This is a genomic window from Streptomyces sp. CB02980, from assembly GCF_014451325.2.
Taxonomy (GTDB): domain Bacteria; phylum Actinomycetota; class Actinomycetes; order Streptomycetales; family Streptomycetaceae; genus Streptomyces.
Genome location: NZ_JACSCH020000002.1, coordinates 123,676 through 145,219, shown reverse-complemented (window position 1 = coordinate 145,219; position 21,544 = coordinate 123,676). Strand labels below are relative to the sequence as shown.

Annotated in this window: 19 protein-coding genes; 11 read left to right on the top strand and 8 right to left on the bottom strand. The window is 72.6% G+C overall.

Annotated elements, in window-relative coordinates; all coding sequences use genetic code 11:
• Positions 1–185 precede the first annotated feature (185 nt).
• From E0F75_RS04345 to E0F75_RS04330, 4 genes are read left to right on the top strand one after another with little or no spacing between them, the layout of a single operon-like run.
• Complete coding sequence (locus E0F75_RS04345; RefSeq protein ID WP_206706113.1) at positions 186–1,283, top strand: iron ABC transporter permease; 1,098 nt, start codon at positions 186–188, stop codon at positions 1,281–1,283.
• Complete coding sequence (locus tag E0F75_RS04340) at positions 1,280–2,410, top strand: iron chelate uptake ABC transporter family permease subunit (RefSeq protein ID WP_187621124.1); 1,131 nt, start codon at positions 1,280–1,282, stop codon at positions 2,408–2,410. Before E0F75_RS04345 ends, E0F75_RS04340 begins: the two co-directional genes overlap by 4 nt.
• Entirely contained in the window at positions 2,407–3,324 is a 918-nt protein-coding gene (locus E0F75_RS04335; RefSeq protein WP_229312494.1) for an ABC transporter ATP-binding protein, read from the top strand. The genes E0F75_RS04340 and E0F75_RS04335 overlap by 4 nt, the downstream gene beginning before the upstream one ends.
• Before the next feature lie 32 nt (positions 3,325–3,356).
• Positions 3,357–4,931: an amidohydrolase gene (locus E0F75_RS04330; protein WP_187621123.1), complete on the top strand. Its 1,575-nt coding sequence runs from the start codon at positions 3,357–3,359 to the stop codon at positions 4,929–4,931.
• A 72-nt stretch (positions 4,932–5,003) separates the two neighbouring features.
• Here E0F75_RS04330 and E0F75_RS04325 read toward each other — a convergent pair whose 3' ends face one another.
• The 6 genes from E0F75_RS04325 to E0F75_RS04300 form a co-directional block, all read right to left on the bottom strand.
• Positions 5,004–6,182: an acetylornithine transaminase gene (locus tag E0F75_RS04325; protein WP_187621122.1), complete on the bottom strand. Its 1,179-nt coding sequence runs from the start codon at positions 6,180–6,182 to the stop codon at positions 5,004–5,006.
• Entirely contained in the window at positions 6,179–7,210 is a 1,032-nt protein-coding gene (gene argB / locus E0F75_RS04320) for an acetylglutamate kinase (RefSeq protein ID WP_267499329.1), read from the bottom strand. Before argB ends, E0F75_RS04325 begins: the two co-directional genes overlap by 4 nt.
• A gap of 17 nt (positions 7,211–7,227) precedes the next feature.
• A complete protein-coding gene (argJ, locus tag E0F75_RS04315; RefSeq protein WP_187621121.1) occupies positions 7,228–8,379 on the bottom strand; it encodes a bifunctional glutamate N-acetyltransferase/amino-acid acetyltransferase ArgJ in 1,152 nt (383 codons plus the stop codon).
• Positions 8,376–9,413: an N-acetyl-gamma-glutamyl-phosphate reductase gene (gene argC / locus E0F75_RS04310; RefSeq protein WP_187621120.1), complete on the bottom strand. Its 1,038-nt coding sequence runs from the start codon at positions 9,411–9,413 to the stop codon at positions 8,376–8,378. Before argC ends, argJ begins: the two co-directional genes overlap by 4 nt.
• 208 nt (positions 9,414–9,621) lie before the next feature.
• On the bottom strand, positions 9,622–10,356 hold the full coding sequence (locus E0F75_RS04305; RefSeq protein ID WP_187621119.1) for a hypothetical protein: 735 nt from the start codon (positions 10,354–10,356) through the stop codon (positions 9,622–9,624).
• Positions 10,357–10,533: 177 nt separating this feature from the next.
• On the bottom strand, positions 10,534–11,172 hold the full coding sequence (locus E0F75_RS04300; RefSeq protein WP_187621569.1) for a beta-glucanase: 639 nt from the start codon (positions 11,170–11,172) through the stop codon (positions 10,534–10,536).
• Positions 11,173–11,448: 276 nt separating this feature from the next.
• Here E0F75_RS04300 and E0F75_RS04295 point away from each other — a divergent pair, with 276 nt between their 5' ends.
• The 6 genes from E0F75_RS04295 to E0F75_RS04270 all read left to right on the top strand — a co-directional run bounded on the left by E0F75_RS04295 (position 11,449) and on the right by E0F75_RS04270 (position 17,450).
• Positions 11,449–12,090 carry a TetR family transcriptional regulator gene (locus E0F75_RS04295; RefSeq protein ID WP_187621118.1) on the top strand — a complete coding sequence of 214 codons (642 nt, stop codon included), beginning with the start codon at positions 11,449–11,451 and terminating at the stop codon, positions 12,088–12,090.
• 9 nt (positions 12,091–12,099) lie between these two features.
• The gene (locus E0F75_RS04290) at positions 12,100–12,903 is read left to right on the top strand and encodes an SDR family NAD(P)-dependent oxidoreductase (RefSeq protein ID WP_187621117.1); all 804 of its coding nucleotides are present in this window, start codon (positions 12,100–12,102) and stop codon (positions 12,901–12,903) included.
• A 47-nt stretch (positions 12,904–12,950) separates the two neighbouring features.
• Positions 12,951–13,991: an NAD(P)-dependent alcohol dehydrogenase gene (locus E0F75_RS04285; protein WP_187621116.1), complete on the top strand. Its 1,041-nt coding sequence runs from the start codon at positions 12,951–12,953 to the stop codon at positions 13,989–13,991.
• 176 nt (positions 13,992–14,167) lie between these two features.
• A complete protein-coding gene (locus E0F75_RS04280; RefSeq protein WP_187621115.1) occupies positions 14,168–15,760 on the top strand; it encodes an FAD-dependent monooxygenase in 1,593 nt (530 codons plus the stop codon).
• Positions 15,761–15,852: 92 nt separating this feature from the next.
• Positions 15,853–16,641: a TetR/AcrR family transcriptional regulator gene (locus E0F75_RS04275; protein ID WP_229312493.1), complete on the top strand. Its 789-nt coding sequence runs from the start codon at positions 15,853–15,855 to the stop codon at positions 16,639–16,641.
• A 116-nt stretch (positions 16,642–16,757) separates the two neighbouring features.
• Positions 16,758–17,450 carry a hypothetical protein gene (locus tag E0F75_RS04270; protein WP_187621113.1) on the top strand — a complete coding sequence of 231 codons (693 nt, stop codon included), beginning with the start codon at positions 16,758–16,760 and terminating at the stop codon, positions 17,448–17,450.
• Between the two features lie 127 nt (positions 17,451–17,577).
• Here the strand turns inward: E0F75_RS04270 and E0F75_RS04265 are convergent, their stop codons facing one another.
• Positions 17,578–19,143, bottom strand: coding sequence for a polysaccharide lyase family 1 protein (locus tag E0F75_RS04265; RefSeq protein WP_187621112.1), 1,566 nt, complete (start codon positions 19,141–19,143; stop codon positions 17,578–17,580).
• A 477-nt stretch (positions 19,144–19,620) separates the two neighbouring features.
• Between E0F75_RS04265 and E0F75_RS04260 the strand changes: the two genes are divergently transcribed.
• A complete protein-coding gene (locus tag E0F75_RS04260; protein WP_187621111.1) occupies positions 19,621–19,995 on the top strand; it encodes a VOC family protein in 375 nt (124 codons plus the stop codon).
• Between the two features lie 57 nt (positions 19,996–20,052).
• Here the strand turns inward: E0F75_RS04260 and E0F75_RS04255 are convergent, their stop codons facing one another.
• Complete coding sequence (locus E0F75_RS04255; RefSeq protein ID WP_187621110.1) at positions 20,053–21,423, bottom strand: amidohydrolase family protein; 1,371 nt, start codon at positions 21,421–21,423, stop codon at positions 20,053–20,055.
• Between the last annotated feature and the right edge of the window lie 121 nt (positions 21,424–21,544).

The following is a 21,544-nucleotide window of genomic DNA, read 5'->3' as shown; positions in this document are numbered from 1 at the left end:
CTCTGAGTTCGGCCGGGGTCGGGGCGGGTCACGGGGAGGTCCGGGGGCCCCGGGCGAGGTGTCGGACGCGTCCTGTTCCGCGCGTTGACCTCAAGACACGGTTCGGTTAGCCTCACCTAAGTCGTGATCCTTCGGTCTCGCGCCGCCAGGTTCCCGCCGTACATCTGTACCGCCGCCAGGGGGAGTTGTCGTTGTCCGTCGAATCCCGGGTGGTGCAGGGACAGCAGCCCCAGGAGCAACCCGCGGAGAAGACCACGGGTCCCGGCGCGCGCGGGTCGGGCCGCACCGGGGCCGCGTTCCGGGGACTGGGACTGGTCGCCGGCCTCGCCGCCCTCGTCCTGGTCGGACTGCTCAGCGTCTGGGTGGGCACCCGGGGCATCCCCTTCACCGCCACCTGGGACGCCCTGTGGAACCCCGACGGGTCGGAGACGTCGGTCATCATCCATGACTACCGCATCCCCCGTACCCTCCTCGGCATCCTCGTCGGCCTCGCCCTCGGCCTGGCCGGCGCCCTGATGCAGGCCCTGACACGCAATCCGCTCGCCGACCCCGGCATGCTCGGCGTCAACCTCGGCGCCTCCGCCGGCGTCGTCGTGGCCATCGCCTTCTTCGGCGTCGCGGCCCCGCTCGGCTACGTGTGGTTCGCCCTCGCCGGCGCCGCCGCCGCGTCCGTCGGCGTCTATCTGCTCGGCTCCTCCGGCCGGAAGCTCGCCTCGCCCGAGCGGCTCGTCGTCGCAGGCGCCGCCGTGACCGCCGTGCTGTACGCCTTCAACTGGGCGGTCCTGCTGCTCAACCCGAGGGCCTTCGACCAGTTCCGCTTCTGGACCGTCGGCTCCCTCGCCGGCCGCTACTACGACATCGTCGTGATGGCCCTGCCCTTCATCGGCATCGGCCTCGTCCTCGCCCTCGTCCTCGCCCCCTCGCTCAACGCCCTGGCCATGGGCGACCAGATGGGCCGGGCCCTCGGCGTGAACGTCGGCCGGACCCGTGCCCTGGGCGCCGTCGCCGTGATGCTCCTGTGCGGAGCCGCCACCGCCGCCGCCGGACCGATCGGCTTCGTGGGTCTCGCCGTACCGCACATCGCCCGGTTCGTCGTCGGACCCGACCAGCGTTGGGTGTTCGCGTACTCGATGCTGATCGCCCCCGTCCTGCTCCTGGGCTCGGACGTCCTCGGCCGGGTGCTCGGCGCCCCCGGCGAACTCCAGGTCGGCATCGTCACCGCGTTCATCGGCGCCCCCCTGTTCATCGCCCTGTGCCGCCGCCGGAAGCTGGTCATGCTGTGACTGCCGTACGGGAGGCGAAGCCCTCCGCGCCCGACCCGACGCCCCGCAAGGGGCCCGGCGCGGCGACCGTGCCGCAGCTGCCCCGTGTCATCACCGGCCGGGTCGTCCGTACCCGCTCAGGACGCGTCTCCCTGCGCGTCCAGGGCCGTACCGTCGCCGCCACCGCGGCCCTCCTCGTCGCCCTCCTCCTCGTCGCCGGCATCACCCTGACCACCGGCGACTTCGACCTCTCCGTCGGCGAGGTCGTCCAGGCGCTCACCGGAAACGGGACCGGGATCGCCGACTTCGTCGTCAACACCCTCCGCATGCCGCGCCTCGTGACCGCGCTGTGCGTCGGCGCGGCCCTCGCCGTCAGCGGCGCCATCCTGCAGAGCATCACGGGCAACCCCCTGGGCAGCCCCGACATCATCGGCTTCACCAACGGCTCCGCCGTCGGCGCACTCGTCGTCATCGTCATGCTGCACGGCAGCATGACCGAGATCGCGCTCGGCGCCCTCGCCGGCGGCCTCGCCACCGCCCTCGCCGTCCATCTCCTCATGATCGGCCGCGGCATCCAGGGCTTCCGCCTCGTCGTCGTCGGCATCGGCGTCAGCGCCCTGCTCCTCGCCGTCAACTCCTACCTGATCACCCGCGCCACCTTCCAGGAGGCCCTGGAGGCCCAGTCCTGGCTGATCGGCAGCCTGGGCAACCGGCTCTGGATCCACGCCCAGGCCATCGGCATCGCCGTCGCCGTGCTGCTGCCCCTCGCCTTCTTCCTCTCCCGCCGCCTCTCCATGGTCGAGATGGGCGACACCACCGCCAAGGCCCTCGGCGTCAACGTCCCCCGCACCCGCACCGTCCTGCTCGTGATCAGCGTCGCCCTGGCCGCGTTCGCCACCGCCGTGACCGGACCCATCTGGTTCGTCGCCCTGGCCGCGCCCCAGGTGGCCCGCAAGATCACCGGCTCCTCCGGGCCCGCCCTGCTGCCGTCCGCCCTCATGGGCGCCGTCATGCTCGCCCTGAGCGACCTCGCCGTGCAGCGCCTCTTCGCCCCCGCGCTCCTCCCGGTGGGCACGGCGACCGGCTGCGTCGGCGGGCTCTACCTCATCTGGCTACTGGTCACCGAGTCGCGAAAGAGCCGCGCATGACAGCAACGAACCGTCCGGCCTCCCGCCTGCGCGCCGAGAACCTGACCCTCTCCTACGACCAGCGGACGGTGGCGACCGACCTCGACGTCGAGATTCCCGACCGCTCCTTCACGGTCGTCATCGGACCCAACGCCTGCGGCAAGTCCACCCTCCTCACCGCCCTCGCCCGGATGCTCAAGCCGCGCGCCGGACAGGTCTACCTGGACGGCGCCGCCATCGCCTCGTACCGCTCCCGCGAGGTCGCCCGCCGGCTCGGACTGCTCCCGCAGTCCTCCACCGCACCCGGCGGCATCACGGTGGGCGACCTCGTGGCCCGGGGCCGCTACCCCCACCAGGGCCTCCTGAAGCAGTGGTCCGCCGACGACGAGGCGGCCGTGGTCGAGGCGATGCGGCAGACCGGCGTGCTCGAACTCGCCGACCGCCCCGTCGACGACCTCTCCGGCGGCCAGCGCCAGCGCGTCTGGCTCTCCATGGTCCTGGCGCAGCAGACCGAGATCCTGCTCCTCGACGAGCCGACCACCTTCCTCGACATCGCCCACCAGGTCGAGGTCCTCGACCTGTGCGCCGAACTCCACGCCCGCCGCGGCCACACGATCGTGGCCGTCCTGCACGACCTCAACCAGGCCTGCCGGTACGCCACCCACCTCATCGTGATGCGCCCGGGCGGCATCGTCGCGGCCGAGGGCGACCCGTCGACCGTCATGACCGCCGAGCTGGTCGAGGACGTCTTCGGCCTGCCCTGCCGGATCATCCCCGACCCCGAGACCGGCACACCGCTCATGGTGCCCGCCGCACCCAAGGGGTATGCCCGGGCCGAGGAGACGGGCACGACCGATGCCGACGCGGACGCCGAAGGGAAGGCGAGCGGGAACGGGCCGGCCACGGCCGACACCGTGATGGCCAAGACCTCCTGACGACAGCGACAGCGACCGGGAACGGACTGCCCATGCTCTGTACGAGGCTGACGAACGCGCGCATTCTCACCATGGACCCGGACCACCCCGTCGCCCACGACCTCGGCATCTGGCGCGGGCGGATCGTGGGCCTGGACGAGGCCGTGACCTCGCTCCCCGCCCGCGAGGTCGTCGACCTCCAGGACGCCACCGTGCTGCCCGGCTTCATCGACAGCCACGTCCACCTGGCATGGGCGGGACTGAAAGCCGACACCCCGAGCATCGCCCCCTGCGAGCGGATCGAGGACGTCCTCGCCGTCATCGGGGAGGCCGCCTCCCGGAAGGCCGAGCCCGGCGCCTGGGTCGACGTCGCCGGCTACGACCAGCGGGCCCTGGGACGCCATCTCACCGCCGCCGAGATCGACCGGGTCAGCCAGGGCCGCAAGATCTTCCTCATGCACGACTCCGGACACGCCTGCGTCGTCAACAGCGCGGTCCTCGACCTCCTTCCGGCCGACGTGCCGCACCAGGACGGCTTCCTCGCCGAGAGCGCCATGACCGCCGTACGGCGACTCCGGCTGCCGTACTCACAGGAGGAGATCGCCGACGCCGTCGAGCGCGCCGGCCGCACCTGCCTCGCCGAGGGAATCACCGCCTGCGCCGAGGCCGGCATCGGCGGCGGCCTCCTCGGACACAGCCCCGTCGAACTCGGCGCGTACCAACTCCTCAGGGACCAGGGCCGACTGCCCCTCCGCGTCCAGCTCATGGCCGCGGGCGACACCCTCCGCCCGCGCGCCGCGCACCGGGACGACGGCATCCCGCGCGCCCTCGACCTCGGGCTGCGCACCGGCTTCGGCGACGACTGGCTCTCCCTCGGAGCCCTCAAGATCTACACCGACGGCGGCATGATGGCCCGTACCGCGGCGCTCACCGACCCGTACGAGGGCATGTCCCACACCGGACAGTTCCAGGACGAGCCCGAGCGGATCGCGGACCTCATCGTCGACGGCCACCTCGCCGGATGGCAGCTCGCCGTCCACGCCATCGGCGACCGCGCCGCCGACCTCGCCCTGGACGCCCTGGAACGCGCGCAGCGGCTCCGGCCCCGCCCGGCCGCCCGGCACCGCGTGGAGCACGCGGGCCTGATCCGCCCGGACCAGCTGCCGCGCTTCGCCCGGCTCGGCGTCAGCGCCGTGATCCAGCCCAACTTCCTCCGCTACTTCGGCGACGACTACGCGGACGTCATGGGGGAGCGGCGGGCGCCCTGGATGTACCGGGGCCGGGGCTTCCTCGACCACGGCGTCACCCTCGTCGGCAGCTCCGACCGGCCGGTCACGGACGGCTCGCCGCTCCGCGCGATCCAGTTCATGGTCGAACGCGCCTCCACCTCCGGCCGGGCGATCGGCCCGGACGAGGGCATCACCGTCGACGAGGCCCTGCACGCCTACACGGCGGCCGGCGCGTACGCCTGCCACTGGGACGACAGCGCGGGCAGCCTCACGCCCGGCAAGCGCGCCGACCTGGTGGTCCTCGGGGACGATCCACGGGCCGTCGAGACCTCGCGGATCGGGGACATCGAGGTCGTGGCGACGTACGTCGACGGGCGGACCGAGCCGGGGAAGGAGTGACCCCCGAAACGGCCGGCCGGTGAGGCGAACTCGTCGGCCGGCCGTTTCGGGGGGACATGAGCCGCTCCCGAGCTAGCGCGGGTCCAGGATCCCCGGCAACGCCGCCACCAGTTCCTCGACCTGACGTGCCGACACGGTCAGCGCCGGAGCCAGGCGTACGGTCCCGGGGCCGGCGGCATTGACGAGGAACCCGGCCTCCTGCGCCGCCTCCTGGACCCGCACGGCGACCGGCTCGGTCAGGACGACGCCGAGCAGCAGCCCCGCGCCCCGGACCTCGGCCACCAGGGGGTGCTTCAGTGCCTCCACCCCCGTCCGCAGGAGCTCACCCATCCGTACGGTGTGCTCCAGGAGGCCCTCCGCCGCGATGGTCTCGAGGACGGCCGAACCCGCCGCACAGGCCACCGGATTGCCGCCGAAGGTCGACCCGTGGTGGCCGGGGCCGAGCAGCTCGCCGGCCGCTCCGAACGCCACCGTGGCACCGATCGGAAGACCGCCCCCCAGCCCCTTGGCCAGCGTCACCACGTCCGGGTCCACCCCCGGCTCGGCCTGGTGCGCGAACCAGTGACCGGTCCGGCCGATCCCGGTCTGCACCTCGTCGAGGACGAGCAGGCTGCCCGCGGCGCGGGTGATCGCCCGGGCGGCCCGCAGATACCCGTCGGGCGCGGGGATCACGCCCGCCTCGCCCTGCACGGGTTCGACGAAGACCGCCGCCGTGTCCTCCGAGACCGCCGCGCGCAGGGCGTCGACGTCGCCGAACGGCACGTGCGTCACGTCCCCGGGCAGCGGGAGGAACGGCTCGCGCTTCGCCGGCTGGCCCGTGACCGCCAGGGCGCCCATGGTGCGGCCGTGGAAGCCGCCCTCCATCGCGACGACCCGCGGGCGCCCGGTCCGCCGGGCGGCCTTGAAGGCCGCCTCGACGGCCTCCGCGCCGGAGTTGGAGAAGAAGACCCGGCCGCCCGGCCTGCCGAAGAGCCCGAGGAGCCGTTCCGCGAGCGCCACCGGGGGCTCGGCGACGAACAGGTTCGAGACATGCCCGAGCCGTGCGACCTGGTCGGTGACGGCCGCGACCACGGCGGGGTGGGCGTGCCCGAGGGTGTTGACCGCGATCCCGCCGGTGAAGTCCGTGTACGCACGGCCGGCCTCGTCCCAGACGGTGCAGCCCTCGCCACGGACCAGGGCCAGCGGGGGAGTGCCGTAGTTGTTCATCATCACGGCACGCCAGCGGTTCCTGAGGGGAACGGTCACGGTCATGCGGGGGTCTCCTCCTCGTGCGGCGCGGCGGCCGGGGCGGCGCCCCGCGTGCTCTCCCCCGCCTCGTCGGGCAGGACCGTGGTGCCGGGGTTCTCCTCCGTGAGGACGCCCCGGAGGACGGCGTGCGGCGTACGCCCGTCGAGGACGTGCACCCGTCCGACTCCCGACCGGACCGCCCGCAGACAGCCCTCCATCTTGGGCAGCATCCCGCCCGCGAGCCCGGGGAGCAGCGTCTCCAGTTCTTCGGCCGTCAGCAGGGGGATCACCTCGGTGCTCCGCGGCCAGTCCGCGTACAGGCCGGGGACGTCGGTGAGCATCACGAGCCGGTCGGCGCCGAGGGCGACGGCCAGGGCCGAGGCCGCGAGATCGGCGTTCACGTTGTAGATCTGCCCGTCGGCACCGCGCGCGACGGGGGACACGACCGGGATACGGCCGCCGGCGAGGAGGTTCCGAACGGTGTCCGGGGCGACGTCCACGATGTCGCCGACGAGACCGATGTCGACGGGCCGGCCGTCCACCCAGGCCGGTCGGCGTACGGCGGTCAGGGTGTGGGCGTCCTCGCCCGACATGCCGACGGCGAAGGGCCCGTGGGCGTTGATGGCGCCGACCAGGTCCCGCTGGACCTGCCCGGTCAGCACCATGCGGACCACGTCCATGGCCTCCGGGGTGGTCACCCGCATGCCCGCCTCGAACCGGACCTCCAGGGCGAGGCGGTCGAGCATCGAGCTGATCTGGGGACCGCCGCCGTGCACCACGACCGGGTGCAGGCCCGCCTGCCACAGTTCGACGACGTCCTGGGCGAACGACCGCCGGAGCGCGGGGTCCTCCAGGGTGCTGCCACCGCACTTGACGACGACGGTCCGGCCCTGGAGCTCCTCGGACCACGGAACGTCCGTGGCCGGGAGGCCGACGGTGCCCACACCTGCTCGGGCGCTCACACTCCTGGCGGCGCCCACGCGCTGCACGACGTCCGCCCGCTGTACGGCGTCCAGGCCTCCCACGGCGGGCTGCTCGCCGAGCGTCCTCATTCTCGTACTCCCTCGGCTCATGAGCTGTAGGCGCTGTTCTCGTGCACGTACTCGGCGGTCAGGTCGTTGGTCCAGATCTCCGCGGACGCCTCTCCGGCGCGCAGGTCGACCGTCACGGTGATCCGGCGGCCGGACATGTCGACCTTCTCCCGGGGCTCCCCGGCCGCGCCGTCCCGGCAGACCCACACGCCGTTGATGGCCACGTCCAGGTGGTCGGGGTCGAACTCCGCGTCGGTGGTGCCGATCGCCGACAGCACCCGGCCCCAGTTCGGGTCCTCGCCGTGCAGGGCGCACTTGAGGAGGTTGTTCCTGGCGATCGAGCGGCCCACGGTCACGGCGTCGTCCTCGGACGCGGCGCCGACGACGGCCACCTCGATCTCCTTCGACGCGCCCTCGGCGTCCGCGACGAGCTGGCGGGCGAGGTCGAGGCAGACGGCGTGCACCGCCTCGGCGAGGTCTCCGTCCTCCGGGGTCATCCCGGAGGCGCCCGAGGCGAGCAGCAGCACGGTGTCGTTGGTGGACATGCAGCCGTCGGAGTCCACCCGGTCGAAGGTGGTCCGTACGGCCGCGCGCAGCGCGGAGTCGAGCGACGGGTCGGCCGCCACGGCGTCGGTGGTGAGGACCACGAGCATGGTGGCGAGACCGGGCGCGAGCATGCCGGCGCCCTTCGCCATGCCGCCGACGGTCCAGCCGTCCCGGGCCACGACGGCGGTCTTGTGCACGGAGTCGGTGGTCTTGATCGCGACGGCCGCGTCCTCGCCGCCGTCGGAGGTGAGCTGTTCCGCCGCGCGGGCGATGCCGGCGGTGACCCGCTCCATGGGCAGGGGTACACCGATGAGTCCGGTGGAGCAGACGGCTACGTTGCCCGGGGTCGCCCCGATCGCCACGGCGGTCCGCTCGGCCATCGTCCGCGCGTCGTGGGCGCCGGAGGGGCCCGTACACGCGTTGGCGCCGCCGGAGTTGAGGACGACCGCGGAGACCCGGCCGTCGGCGAGGGCCCGCCGCGACCAGCGGACCGGTGCGGCCTGGATCCGGTTGGAGGTGAAGACTCCCGCGGCGGCCGGTACGGGGCCCTGGTTCACCACCAGGGCGAGATCGGGATCGCCGGACGCCTTGATGCCGGCGGCCACCCCGCTGGCGAGGAATCCTCGGGCGGCGGTCACGGTCACGGAGCCACTCCATTCATGGGCAGGCCGAGCCCTTCGGGCAGGCCGAGGGCGACGTTCATGCTCTGCACCGCGCCACCGGCGGTGCCCTTCGTCAGGTTGTCGATCGCGCTCACGCAGATGAGGCGGCGGGCGGCCGGATCGAGCGCCACCTGCACCTGCACCGTGTTGGATCCGAGCACCGAGGCCGTGGACGGCCACTGGCCCTGCGGTAGCAGCCGGACGAACGGTTCGGTCGCGTACGCGGCCTCGAAGACCTCACGGACCTCGTCGAGACCCCCGTCGGCCACGTCCGGGCGCAGCCGGGCGGAGCAGGTGGCGAGGATGCCGCGGGGCATCGGGGCGAGGGTGGGGGTGAAGGACACGGTCACCGGCTCGCCCGCCACGAGGGACAGGTTCTGGGTGAGCTCGGGGGTGTGCCGGTGACCGCCGCCGACGCCGTACGGGGTCATGGACCCCATCACCTCGGAGCCGAGCAGATGCGGCTTGGCCGCGCGGCCGGCCCCCGAGGTCCCGCTGGCCGCCACGACGACGACCTCGGGTTCCACGAGGCGGGCGGCGTGTGCGGGGTAGAGCGCGAGGGTGACGGCGGTCGGGTAGCACCCCGGGACGGCGATCCGCGTGGCCCCCTTCAGGTCGTCCCGGGCGCCGGGCATCTCGGGGAGCCCGTACGGCCAGGTGCCCGCGTGCTCGGAGCCGTAGAAACGTTTCCACTCGACCGGGTCGCGCAGGCGGAAGTCCGCCCCGCAGTCGACGACCAGGGTGTCGCCGCCCAACTCCCGGGCGAGCGCGCCCGACTGCCCGTGCGGCAGTGCCAGGAACACGACGTCGTGTCCGGCGAGTGCCTCCGCCGACGTCTCCGTGAGCACCCGGTCGGCGAGCGAGGTCAGCTGGGGCTGCACCTGGCCGAGGGTGCGTCCGGCACTGCTGTGCGCGGTCAGGATGCCGACTTCGACTTCGGGATGAGAGGCGAGCAGGCGGAGGATCTCCCCGCCGGCATAGCCACTGGCGCCGGCCACCGCGACCCGTGTGGTCATGTTCTTCCGTCTCTCCTGACGCGTGGGGGACGTCGGTACACCGGCGGGGTGACACCCCAGGTCGGCACACCGAAACTTAACTTAGCCTAACCTAAGTAGTCCTGTCGGCGGAATCGCGGATGTGTGGCGCCGCATCAGGTGAGAGGTTTTCAACGGCTCTGCCTTGGAGCCGAGTTGGAGGGGCTGTGGGAAGGGAGCAGCCCCGTCGTCAGGCCGGCGACCCCCACGCCGTCGTCAGCCCGTCCAGCCAGGCCGGCGGGAGTTCGGCCGCGTCCCATTCCTCGTGCAGGGCCGACGGCGTCTCGGCCAGGCGCTCCAGCACGGCCACGCTGGTGGGGGAGTGGACGAGGGAGTAGCGGCCGTGGATCGCGATCGGGCTGCCCGGGCCGTACTCCGCGTACAGCCGCTCCAGGTGCGCGTGGTGGGCGGACGCGAACTGCGTCAGCCGCCCCGGATATCCGGCCCGTTGCCGCGGGCTCATCGTGCGCAGCACGGCGCCCAGCACCTGCTCGGTGACCTCCGGGTCGAGGTCGGAGACATCGGCGAACGAGAGGTAGAGCGGTGTGACGGCCACCTTGGCCCGCTCCATCTCCGCCCGTCCGACGGGGGAACGCTCGTCGGGGGAGTCGGCCGACGGGCCGGTGGTGACCGCGCGGATCAGCGCCCGCTCGGCGACGGCGCCGAGGTCGTCGGTGACGGCCAGGGCGCCGTCGGACCAGCCCGACGCGTAGGCCTCCCCCTTCTCCTGCGGAGCGCTGCTCCGGGCTTCGGTGATCTCCGTGTGCGCGAGGGCGAGCGCGCCGGCCTCGACGAGCCCGATGAGTTCCTCCGCGTCGCCGGTGTAGACCCCCGCCCGGGCGAGAAGCTGGAGGAGGGTGGTCTTCGCGTTGAGCACGCTGGCCACGTCCAGCTGCTGCTGCCGTCCCTCGTCGGCGGTGTTCATGGGAGGGTCCTCCTCGTCGTACGGGCGGCGCGGTGCGGGCGCGCGGAACGCTCTGTTCGAGCCTACGCAACGCCCGTTCCTCGGGGGCGCGCATCCCCCCTCCTCCCGCGCGCGTCGCCGACGACCCCGTGGTTCACGAGCCGTCACGACCCGTCTCACCGGCCCCGTGTGGCGGGGTCAGTCCCGGTATACGCGCAACTGCGCCACCTCGTACGACATCTCCGACACCCCGGGGTCCGGCGCGGGGTGGTAGCGGCCCGCGCAGACCGACAGGTTCACGATGAGGTGCGCCCGCCAGGAACGCCCCACCCCGCGGCGGTCGTCGAAGACCCGCGCGCCGTTCACCCACCACACCACGTTGCGGGCGCCGAACTCGACCCGTAGGTCGACCCAGGCCCCCGGACGGATCGCCGCGTTCCGGTAGTACAGGTGGCGTCCCCTGATCCGGTTCGACAGTTCCAGGAGGTCGGGATTGTCGGGGTGGTACTCGAAGACGTCGATCTCCTGCCCGCCGTCGAGCCAGGTCCAGACGGCCGGCCACGCACCCGTCTCCACGGGCAGACGCACCCGCGCCTCCAGGACGTCGTCGGCCTGCACCAGGAAGGCCTCCGCGCTGCCCTCCGTCGTGAGCAGTCCCGCGTCCCAGTTGCCGTCGGGCCGACGGGTCGCCCGGAAGGCCCCGGTCCTGCTGTAGGAGGGATCCTCCACGAGATGGTCGAGCTTGTTGTCGCCCGGATTGGTCGGCCCGCCGCCGGGATAGGCCCAGGAGTGGCCGGCGACCCACTGCTCGGCCGAGGAGAAGTCGGCGTCGAGCACGACCGTCCCCGGTGTGCGCGCGGGTCCTCGGGGGCCCGTCCCCGGGCGGCCGTAGGAGCCGCGGCGTCTGAACAGCCGGTCGAAGAGGTCGGACAGCACGGCACACCCCTCTCGCGTGGGCGCGGTCGGCCCGCGAACGATCTGCCCCGCCCAGCTCAGTCCATGCGGGGAATAAGGCCTATTGGCGATAAGTCGTCACAAGAGCCGGTGTGCCGTGTGACACCGGAATCCGCTCTGAATGTCCCACTGGGACAATAATAGGTGTACGGTGCAGGTATGAGTACGGAGCGAGGAAGCCGCATCCCGCGGCGCGGCTCGAAGGGGACGCGGACCCGTGAGGCGCTCAGCGAGGCCGCACTGTGGCTCGTCCTCGAACGGGGACCGGCCGGAGTCTCCGTCGAGGACGTCACCGACGCCGTCGGCGTCTCCCGGCGAACCTTCAGCCGGTACTTCGGCTCCAAGGAGGAGGCCGTCCTCGACGGCTTCCGTGCCGACTGTGAACGCATCAACGCGGCGCTCGCCGCGCGCCCGGCGAGCGAGACCCCGCTGACCGCCTACCGGGCGGCTGTGCGGAGCTGGCTCGCGGACCCGGTCTCCCCGGCCTGGCACCGCCGCGACGGGGTACGCGAGGTCCTCCGCCTCGCCGAGGCAGAGGCCCCTCTCCGCGCCGTCCTCCGTCGCGTCCTCCTGGAAGGCGAGGCGGCGTCGGTCCGGCTGGTCGCGGCCCGCATCGGCACCGACCCGGAACACGATCTGCGGCCCGCCGTCGCCGTCGGGTCGGGCGCCGCCACGCTCCTGGCCGCCACCCGCGCCTGGGTGCTCGGCGGCCCCCGGGAGGCCCTTCCCGCCCTCGTGGAGGAGGCCTTCGGCCTGCTGGCGACGGAACCGCCGCCGGTGGAAACCCGTACAACCGTCTGAGGAACCACCATGACGCACCCCCGCACTCCCGACGCCCACACCTCCCACGCCCGGACCGCCGACTCCCAGGAGTTCGCCGGCAGGGCCGCCCTCGTCACCGGCGGCGCCTCCGGCATCGGACTCGCCGTCGCCCGCCACCTCGCGTACGCCGGTGCCGCCGTGGCGGTCGCCGACTTCGACGCCGACCGCGCGGCCGCCGCCGTCACCGAGCTGACCGAGCGCGGTGCCAAGGCAGTCGCCGTACGGATGGACGTCACCGACGACAGCTCCGTCCGGCAGGGCGTCGAGGCCACGGTCGCCGCCTTCGGCGGCCTCCACCTGGCGGTCAACAACGCGGGCGTCGCCGGTGCGCGGGTCCCGATCGCCGAGACCCCGGCCGAGGAGTGGCGGCGCGTCGTCTCCACCAACCTGGACGGCGTGTTCCACTCGCTCCGCCACGAACTCCCCGCGATCCTCGCCTCCGGCGGCGGCGCGGTCGTGAACATGTCCTCCATCCTCGGGACCAACGGCTCCGCCGGCAGCGCCGCCTACGTCGCGGCCAAGCACGGCGTCGTCGGTCTCACCAAGACGGCCGCACTCGAGTACGCCTCCCAGGGGGTACGTATCAACGCCGTCGGCCCCGGCTACATCGACACACCGCTCCTCTCCGGCATCGGGCAGGAGGCGTACGACGCCCTGGTCGCCCTCCACCCGGCGGGCCGGCTCGGCCGCGCCGAGGAGGTCGCCGAGCTCGTCGCCTTCCTGCTCTCGGAGCGTGCGTCCTTCGTCCACGGCAGCTACCACCTTGTCGACGGCGCCTACGCCGCCCGCTGAGTCACGCGGCCGCGGGTGAAGGAAAAGGAACTCGAAAGGAAAACGTCATGAAGGCACTGCAGTACCGCACGGTGGGTGCCCCGCCGGAGGTCGTCACCGTCCCCGACCCGGAACCCGGCCCCGGTCAGGTGCTCCTGAAGGTCACCGCCGCCGGTGTCTGTCACTCCGACATCGCGGTCATGAGCTGGTCCGCCGACCAGCTGCCCTTCCCGCTGCCGCTGACCCTCGGCCACGAAGGCGTGGGCACGGTGGCGGCCCTCGGTGCCGGCGCCGAGGGCTTCGCCGTCGGTGACGCCGTCGCCGTCTACGGTCCCTGGGGCTGCGGCAGCTGCTCCAGGTGCGCCCAGGGCAAGGAGAACTACTGTCTGCGGGCCGCCGAACTCGGCATCAGGCCGCCGGGACTCGGCGCCCCCGGCGCCATCGCCGAGTACATGATCGTCGACAGCCCCCGTCACCTCGTCCCGCTCGGCGGCCTCGACCCCGTCCAGGCCGTACCGCTCACGGACGCCGGCCTCACTCCGTACCACGCGGTCAAGCGCTCCCTCCCCAAGCTGGTTCCCGGGAGCACCGCCGTCGTCATCGGTACGGGTGGGCTCGGCCACGTCGCCATCCAGCTGCTGCGCGCCATGACCGCGGCCAGGGTCGTGGCCCTGGACGTCACGGAGGACAAGCTGGCCCTGGCTCGCGCCGTGGGCGCGCACGAGACGGTGCTGTCGGATGCCGCGTCGGCCGCCGCGGTCCGCGAACTGACGGGCGGACGCGGCGCCGAGGTGGTCCTCGACTTCGTGGGCGTCCAGCCGACCGTGACGGCCGCCGGTGCGATGGTCGCGGTCGAGGGCGACGTCACCATCGTCGGTCTCGGCGGCGGCACCCTGCCCGTCGGATTCGGCGCCCTCCCGTACGAGGTGTCGGTCACGTCCCCGTACTGGGGAACCCGGGCCGAGCTGATCGAGGTGCTCGACCTGGCCCGTGCCGGCGGGGTCGACGTCCACACCGAGACGTACAGCCTGGACGAGGCTCCGAAGGCCTACGAGCGGCTGCACGAGGGGCGCGTCGACGGGCGAGCGGTCATCCTCCCGAACGGCTGAGCCGAGCCGAGCCGAGCCGAGCCGGGTCGAGCCGCGTCGAGCCGCGTCGGGCCGGGTCGAGCCGCGTCGAGCCGCGTCGGGCCGGGGACCCTCGTTTCGGATACGCTGTATCCGAAACGGTCGATCGAGGTGCGCGTACCCGTTCGCGCACCCGGGGGCGGCGAGGAGCATCGGACATGCCGGAATCGAACGACACAGGCAAGGCGGCGGGCGCGGTCGACACCGCCGTCACCGTCATCGGCGCGGGGCCCGTGGGCCTCGCGCTCACACTCGACCTGGCCCGCCGAGGGGTCCCGGTACGCGTGGTCGAGCGCGACGAGAGGCGCTTCGAGGGCTCACGGGCCAAGGGCATCCAGCCCCGCACGCTCGAAGTCCTCGACGATCTGGGCCTGGCCGACGCCGCCCGCGCGGCAGGCGGTGCCTACCCGCCGATGGGTCTCCATGTCGGTCCGTTCACCAAGGCCTGGCAGATGCACGCCACCGCCCCGGCGGGCATCGGCACCCCCTACCCCGACGTCCTCCTGCTCCCTCAGTACGCCACCACTGCCCTCCTCCACGACGCCGTCGAACGCCTCGGAGTGCGCGTCGACTTCGGCGCCCGCGCCGTGGAGATCACCCAGGACGACGAGGCGTGCACGGTACGCCTGGAGGACGGCCGCGTACTCGGAAGCCGGTACGTGGTCGGGGCCGACGGCGGCTCCAGCATCGTCCGCAAGGCCGCGGGCATCACCTTCGAGGGCACCACGGACGAGACCGACCGGATGATCCTCGTCGACGCCACCGTCGACGGACTGTCCCACGACCACTGGCACATCTGGCCCCGGCTGCGCGGGCGCAGCATCGCGGCATGCCCTCTGCCGGGCGCCGGCGGCCGCTTCCAGATCATGATCAAGATCCGTCCCGACGACCCCGTCGACCTCACCGGCACGGCCCTCGCCACCCTCCTGCGCCGCCGTGCGGGCGCCTCCCTCACCCTGCGCGACATCACCTGGTCCTCGGTCTTCCGCCCCAACATCCGCCTCGCCGAGCGCTACCGCAGCGGCCGGCTCCTGCTGTGCGGCGACGCCGCGCACGTCCACACGCCCGCCGGCGCGCAGGGCCTCAACACCGGTGTCCAGGACGTCCACAACCTCGGCTGGAAACTCCAGCAGGTCCTCGCCGGCGCCGACGACGCACTCCTGGACAGTTACGAGCTGGAGCGGCGCCCCGTCGCCGCGCAGGTGCTCGGCCGCTCGACCGAGCTGTACGAGGGCCTGCGCCGCACCCGTCCCAGCGGGCTCACCCGAGGCCCCGACGAACACCAGCTCGGCATCTCGTACTTCGGCGGCCCGCTGGCCCCGGCCGACGCACCCCGCACGGCGAACCTGCGCTGCGGCGACCGGGCGCCGGACGCGGCGCTGCCGGAGGCGACGAAGAGGACCGGGGCGACGGCGGCGACGGGCACGACGGCGGCGACCGGGTCGGCGAGCCGCCTCTTCGACCTCTACCGGGGCCCGCACTTCACCGCCCTCGCGTTCGGCGCCGGTGCCGCCACCGCGCTTGACCGCCTTCCCTGGCCGCCCGGCGGTGTCCCGCTGCGCCGCCACACCGTGCTGACGCACACCACACCGCGTACGACGGACGAAGCGGCCCTGCTCTCGGCGTACGGAATCACCGAGGACACGGTCGTGCTGATCCGCCCGGACGGCTACATCGGCGACATCCGCCACACGACCGAAGCGACCGGCAACGGCAACGGACCGGCGATCGCCCGCCTGACTCCCGGCTGAGTCGGTGCTACGGAGGGGCGGGCGCCCGGCGGCCCCGCCCCGCCCCGCCCGGCCCGTGCACGCACGACCGGTACCGTGGCACCGCACCACAGATGGCCGCCGGGAGCCGTGACGCGCAGGGCGGCGACGACCCGGCACAGCGAGAGAGGGCCCAGCGCATGGCCGCCACCCCGCCACCCCCCGGCAGCCCGGCCTGGTGGGCCGCACGCCCGGACCCCACGGCCCCGGCCGCTGCCGCCGAGCCGAGGCGCGGCCGTCCCTCGCTCGACACCGCGCACATCGTCGGCACGGCGCTGCGGCTCGTCGACGAGCACGGCACGCAGGCGTTCTCCCTGCGCATGCTCGCCGAGGCCCTGAACTCCGGTACGGCCACGCTCTACCGTCACTTCGACGGCAAGGACGAGATCATGGCCTACGTCGTGGACCGCGTCCTCGGCGAGGTGAACCTGGGCGCCCTGACCACGTCCTCCGACTGGCGCGAGGCCCTCACGGTGACGGCCCACGGGTTCCACGACGCCCTGCGCCGCCACCCGAACACCCTGCCGCTGCTCATGGCGTACGTCCCCGTCGGTCCCCACGGACTCGCCCAGCGCGAACGCGTCCTGGCGGCACTGCTGGAGCACGGCCTGCCGGCCGCCCTGGCCGCCCGCGCCTTCACGGCCGTCGCGCACTACGTCGTCGGCTTCACCGCCCAGCAGTACGGCCCTGCGGCCGCCCCCGACCACAGCACCGAGGTCGCGGCCTTCTACGGCGGACTCGACCCGGAGTCCTACCCCGCCCTCCTCCAGGCCGCCCGGTCCCTCACGTCCGTAGCGGTGGACGAGGAGTTCGAGTTCGGCCTCACCCTCCTCGTCCGGGGTCTTGCACACCTTGCTCCGTGAGGCCGGCCGCGAGGCTCACGAGACCATGATCGTCCAGGCGCCGGCCAGCGAGGCCACGTACCGAACGACGCCGATCGGGGGCGCAACGATCACCTGCCGGACTCGTTGGGCACGCCATGCATCACGTCACGCACCGCACGAGGCGCCGACTCCGCGTCCCGGTCACCGGCCTCGCCACCCTCGCCCTCCTCCTCGGGATCACCGGCGCGCAGAGCATCCACGCGAGCCCCGTCGACCAGGACTGTCCGGCGGCGGAGATCTTCGCGACCGACAACACCGCGGTCATCACGGACCCGGACGATCCCCGGCTCACGACCCGCCTGACCCGTTTCGACCACGAGGTACGCGCGATCATCCGCGCCCACGGCGCCCGCCCGACGGCCTCGACGCTGCTCGACGGCGTCTTCTGGTCCGAGGCCGGGCAGCAGGCCACGTACGAGCGGTCGCGCGAGTTCGACGTGAACAGGGTCGGCCGCGACGGGCTCAACCACATCGCGGGCGTCATCGCCAAGGAGTACGACCAGGAGGCCGTGCTCACCTTCCGGTGCCTGCCCAGGACGTCGCCGGAGACCGACGCGGTCGAGATCGAGGTGCCCGGCGTCAGCGCGAGCCGGCTGAGTGAGGCGCTCGTCGGGGACCCCGAGGCCCGGGAGAAGCTCGGCGGCGGCTCGGTCACCCTCGACGGGCGGCTCGTCCTGGTCGCCGAGATCGCTGATCTGGACCGTGCGCGAAAGTTCGCGGTCTCGCTCGGCGCCGACTGGAACGAGGCTCGACTGAACTACGGAGACCGGGAGTTCGTGAATTCGTGAACTGTTCGGGCGGCTGGCGCGCGACGCGCGGCCGGTCCGGGTCCGGGGCGTTCACCCCGAACCCGGACCGGTGCCGGTACCGCCGGCGACGGGGTCGGTGCACCGGGCCGCTGCCCGACCCCGCTGCCTACCCGGCGTAGGTCTCGAACTCGGCGACGCGGGGGGTGCCGGTCGAGCCGACGATCTCGAAGGTGATCTTCTTGAGCGCGGTGCGGGGGACGGCGATGGCCCCGGCCCCGCTGCCGGAGGCGAGGACGGCTCCGGTGTCACCGTTGAGGACGCGCCAGGACCCGATGGCGCCGGCGGAACCGGCCGCCTCACGAATGGTGATCGCGGACACGGTGGTGGCCGAGCCCCACTTGACGGACACCGAACCGGTGGAGCCGGCGGGCGACCAGTAGGTGGCGAGGTCGCCGTCCCGGACGTTGCCGTAGCTCGTACCGTCGGCCTTGGAGGAACCGTCGGCGCCGGCCCCGATGCTGAGGTTGGTCCCCGTGGGATCGGTCGGTCCGGGCGTGGGAGTGGTGGGAGCCGGAGTGGGCGACGTGGAGGTCGGCGTCGGAGTGGGCGTGGGGCTCGGAGTCTGCGGAGAGCAGCTGCCGTTCGACACGAGAAGTCCCTTACCCGCACCGGCCGTTCGGCTGACGACGTCCGGCACGCAGGCGGCGGAGTCGAGGGTGTGGGCGTACGGGATGGCGACCGTGGTGTTGGACTGCGGGTCCGGTCCCGCGGGGTTGTTCTCGGCGCTGCGCGCGGACCAGGTCACGTTGTCGAAGATGTTGCCGCCGACCTGCCAGTACCCGGCCGCGTCGGTGTAGAAGGTGCCCAGGACGTCCTTGGAGTCCTCGAAGTAGTTGTTGTCGACCTTGGCGCGGGCGCCGGCGCGGGAGTTGATGCCGGACTCGTTGATCCGCAGGTAGTGGTTGTTGTACATGTGGGCGGTGCCGCCGCGCAGCAGGGGGGCGCGCGAGTCGATGTTCTCGTAGAGGTTGTGGTGGTACGTGATGAAGCTGTTCGAGAGCTCGGTCTCGCTGGAACCGACGAGGCCTCCGCGGCCGGAGTTGCGCAGGATGCTGTAGGACAGGGTCACGTACTGGGTGTTGTCCTTCATGTCGAAGAGACCGTCGTAGCCCTCCGCCTCGCCGCCCGACGCCTCCAGGGTGGTGTGGTCGACCCAGACGTTGCGGACGTCGCTCTCCATGCCGATGGCGTCGCCGCCGTTGGAGAGGGGCGAGCCCGACTTCTTGACGTTCCGGACGGTCACGTTCTGGATGATGATGTTGCTGGACTCGCGTATGTGGATGCCGAGTTGGTCGAAGACGGCGCCGGAGCCGACCCCGACGAGGGTGACGTTGCTGATCTGCTTGAGTTCGATCACGCCGGCGGCGGTGTTGCAACTGCTGCCGGACACCTTGGTGGTGTTGGCGTGGTTGATCGTCCCCTCGACCTCGATGGTGATCGGGGTGCTGCTGTCGGCCCGTGCGCACAGGGCCGCGTGGATCGCGGTCCCCGTGGTGGCCCGCACGGTCTGGCCACCGGCACCGCCGGTGGTGCCGCCGTTCTGGGTCGCGTAGCCGGTGGCGCCGGCGGTCGCCGCCGATGCCTGCGGCATCGACAACACCACGCCGGTCGCGGCCGCGAGGGCCAGGGTGGCCGCTGCCGCATGGAGCCGAAGTGCGACTGGTCGTCTCATGCTCGCCGTCCTTCTCGTCTTCGAACGCTGGGGGTTGGTTCCTGGATGCGGTGCTGTGCGGAACGTCGTTCGGTGCAGCGGAAACCGCGCATGGGCAAGCCGTTGGAGGGGTCGACCACGCATAGAAAGAAAGCGCTTTCTTCAGCGGACGATAGGGCGCCCCCCGGAGCGTGGCAAGGCTCCGCGCAAGACCTCCGTGGAACGTGGACTCTCCGGCTCAGGTGTCGACTCGCTGTAGCCGTGCGGCCGTACCGGCCGCAGTCGTCACCTTGTCAGTGCGGAAACGATCAAGTAACGTCCTTCGACGTGAACACCGGACCGGCGATTCGACGCCATACACAGACGGGCCATCCGGTGGACGACTGATCGCTCCGTGGGTGCGTCGAAAGCACCCCCACGGTTCGGCACGCGGACCCCCCAGTGCTCAGGCACTGCGACGAGTCCATTTCGTGTCGAATCAACAGCGAGGTCATCCACATGGCAGTCACGTTCAACCACACCATCATCGCCGCCAAGGACCGCCACGAGTCGGCGCGGTTCTTCAGGGAGTTGTTGGAACTCCCCGAAGCACCGTCCTGGGGCCCCTTCGTCAACGTCCAGCTCGCCGACGGCGTGCTCATCCAGTTCGCCGAGCCCCCGGTGGACATCCAGATGCAGCACTACGCCTTCCTCGTCGACGACGAACTGTTCGAGCGGGCGTACCGGCGACTCTGCGACCAGGGCGTCGAGCACTGGGCCGACCCCCAGATGAAGCGGTCCGGCGAGACGAACACCGAGCACGGTGGCCGCGGGGTCTACTTCAAGGACCCGGGCGGTCACGCGTTCGAGCTGATCACGCGGCCCTACCTGTAGAACGAGGCGAGTCCGGCCGGGCCCCTGCGTGGTGCCCGGCCGGCCATCGGACCTACCTCAGGCCAGGAACTCGCCGTCCCGGGCCACCACGACACCGCCGTGAACCACCATGTCGCGGCGAGGCATGTCCACGACCACCTGCGGCAGGCACTCACCCCGGACCAGTACGAAGTCGGCCGGGGCGCCGGCCTTGAAGTCCGCGTGCGCCAGGCCCATCACGTCCGCGCCCCCGTGCGCCGCGACGTCGTAACAGTCCCTCAGTTCGTCGTCGAGGCGAACATCCGTCACCCAGCCGAGGATGTGCGCCCGGTGCATCATGTCGGCGTTGCCGAACGGGCTCCACGAGTCACGCACACCGTCCGACCCGAGCCCGACCCGCACCCCGTGTTCCCGCAGGCGCGCGATCGGCAGGACCAGCGAGTCGGACGGCGCGACCGTGGTCAGAGCGATGTCCTGGTCCCCCAAGTCAGCAGCTATCGAGCCGAGTTCACGGTCCGTCAGGCCCGGCAGACAGAACACGTGGCTCACCGTCACCTTCCCCGCGAGGGACAGCGCCCGCGTGCGGTCCACGATGCCGCGCATCGCCTTCATGCCCTTCTCCCCGCGATCGTGCAGGTGGATGTCCACGCCCACACCATGGCGGTCCGCGATGCCGAACACGACGTCCAGCTGATCGTCGAGGGCGTTGTCGAACCCGATCGGGTCGATGCCGCCGATCATGTCGATGAGACCCTCGCGCGCCGCCTTCTCGAGGAGCGCGGCCGTTCCCGGTGTCCGGATCACCCCGTGCTGCGGGAAGGCCACGATCTGGACGTCGAGGGCGTGACGCAGCCGCTCACGCGCCTCCGCGACGCCCTCCACTCCCGCAAGGCCGTACGCCGGTGCCACGTCCGCGTGGGCACGCATGCCGCGCGTGCCCCGGGACACGGCGTGCGTCATCAACCCGTACGCCCGCTCGACCACCGGGCGCCGCTGGCTGCGGAACAGCTCCACGTCCTGCGCCACGTAGTCGGCGATCGCGCTCGCCGGCCGCCGCGACACCCACGAGCCGCCCCAGGTCGTCTTGTCGGGGTGGATGTGCGCGTCCACGAGCGACGGCAGTGCGATCCGGCCGCCCCCGTCGACCACCTTCGCGCCGTGCGGAGCCGGACGGTCCGAAACACGGCCGTCGACGACCACGAGGTCCCTGGCCTTCGCCGCGCCGAACGGGCGGACGTTGCGGAAGACGACCGTCCTGGCCCTGCGCCCCGAGGCGCTGGAAGCCGCCGCTTCGGCGGCGACCGGGGCCGCTGCCGTCGCGGGCCCGGCCGTGGCGGCAGCGGTGGCCGTGGCGCCCGCCAGTGCCGCGGCTCCCGCCAGCATCGTGCGACGGGACAGCGCGCCGGGGGAGGCGGGAGCGGACGAGTGCGAGGACGAGGGTGACTGCATGGGGGCTCCTTGTGGGGATGGGGCGGCGAGGTTCTCGTGGTGAGGGCAGGCGGCACGGATCGCGCCGCATGCCCGATGAGTCCGATGGGTCCGATGAGCGGCGATGCCGGCTGAGGGGGAC

What these genes read in the sequence shown, in the direction of transcription:
- E0F75_RS04290 (WP_187621117.1), top strand. Translation starts at nt 12,100, where the DNA reads ATGACGCACCCCCGCACTCCCGACGCCCACACCTCCCACGCCCGGACC.
- E0F75_RS04305 (WP_187621119.1), bottom strand. Translation starts at nt 10,356, where the DNA reads ATGAACACCGCCGACGAGGGACGGCAGCAGCAGCTGGACGTGGCCAGC.
- E0F75_RS04275 (WP_229312493.1), top strand. Translation starts at nt 15,853, where the DNA reads ATGGCCGCCGGGAGCCGTGACGCGCAGGGCGGCGACGACCCGGCACAG.
- E0F75_RS04260 (WP_187621111.1), top strand. Translation starts at nt 19,621, where the DNA reads ATGGCAGTCACGTTCAACCACACCATCATCGCCGCCAAGGACCGCCAC.
- E0F75_RS04265 (WP_187621112.1), bottom strand. Translation starts at nt 19,143, where the DNA reads ATGAGACGACCAGTCGCACTTCGGCTCCATGCGGCAGCGGCCACCCTG.
- E0F75_RS04285 (WP_187621116.1), top strand. Translation starts at nt 12,951, where the DNA reads ATGAAGGCACTGCAGTACCGCACGGTGGGTGCCCCGCCGGAGGTCGTC.
- E0F75_RS04330 (WP_187621123.1), top strand. Translation starts at nt 3,357, where the DNA reads ATGCTCTGTACGAGGCTGACGAACGCGCGCATTCTCACCATGGACCCG.
- E0F75_RS04295 (WP_187621118.1), top strand. Translation starts at nt 11,449, where the DNA reads ATGAGTACGGAGCGAGGAAGCCGCATCCCGCGGCGCGGCTCGAAGGGG.
- E0F75_RS04325 (WP_187621122.1), bottom strand. Translation starts at nt 6,182, where the DNA reads ATGACCGTGACCGTTCCCCTCAGGAACCGCTGGCGTGCCGTGATGATG.
- E0F75_RS04335 (WP_229312494.1), top strand. Translation starts at nt 2,407, where the DNA reads ATGACAGCAACGAACCGTCCGGCCTCCCGCCTGCGCGCCGAGAACCTG.
- E0F75_RS04255 (WP_187621110.1), bottom strand. Translation starts at nt 21,423, where the DNA reads ATGCAGTCACCCTCGTCCTCGCACTCGTCCGCTCCCGCCTCCCCCGGC.
- E0F75_RS04270 (WP_187621113.1), top strand. Translation starts at nt 16,758, where the DNA reads ATGCATCACGTCACGCACCGCACGAGGCGCCGACTCCGCGTCCCGGTC.
- argC (WP_187621120.1), bottom strand. Translation starts at nt 9,413, where the DNA reads ATGACCACACGGGTCGCGGTGGCCGGCGCCAGTGGCTATGCCGGCGGG.
- argB (WP_267499329.1), bottom strand. Translation starts at nt 7,210, where the DNA reads ATGAGGACGCTCGGCGAGCAGCCCGCCGTGGGAGGCCTGGACGCCGTA.
- E0F75_RS04280 (WP_187621115.1), top strand. Translation starts at nt 14,168, where the DNA reads ATGCCGGAATCGAACGACACAGGCAAGGCGGCGGGCGCGGTCGACACC.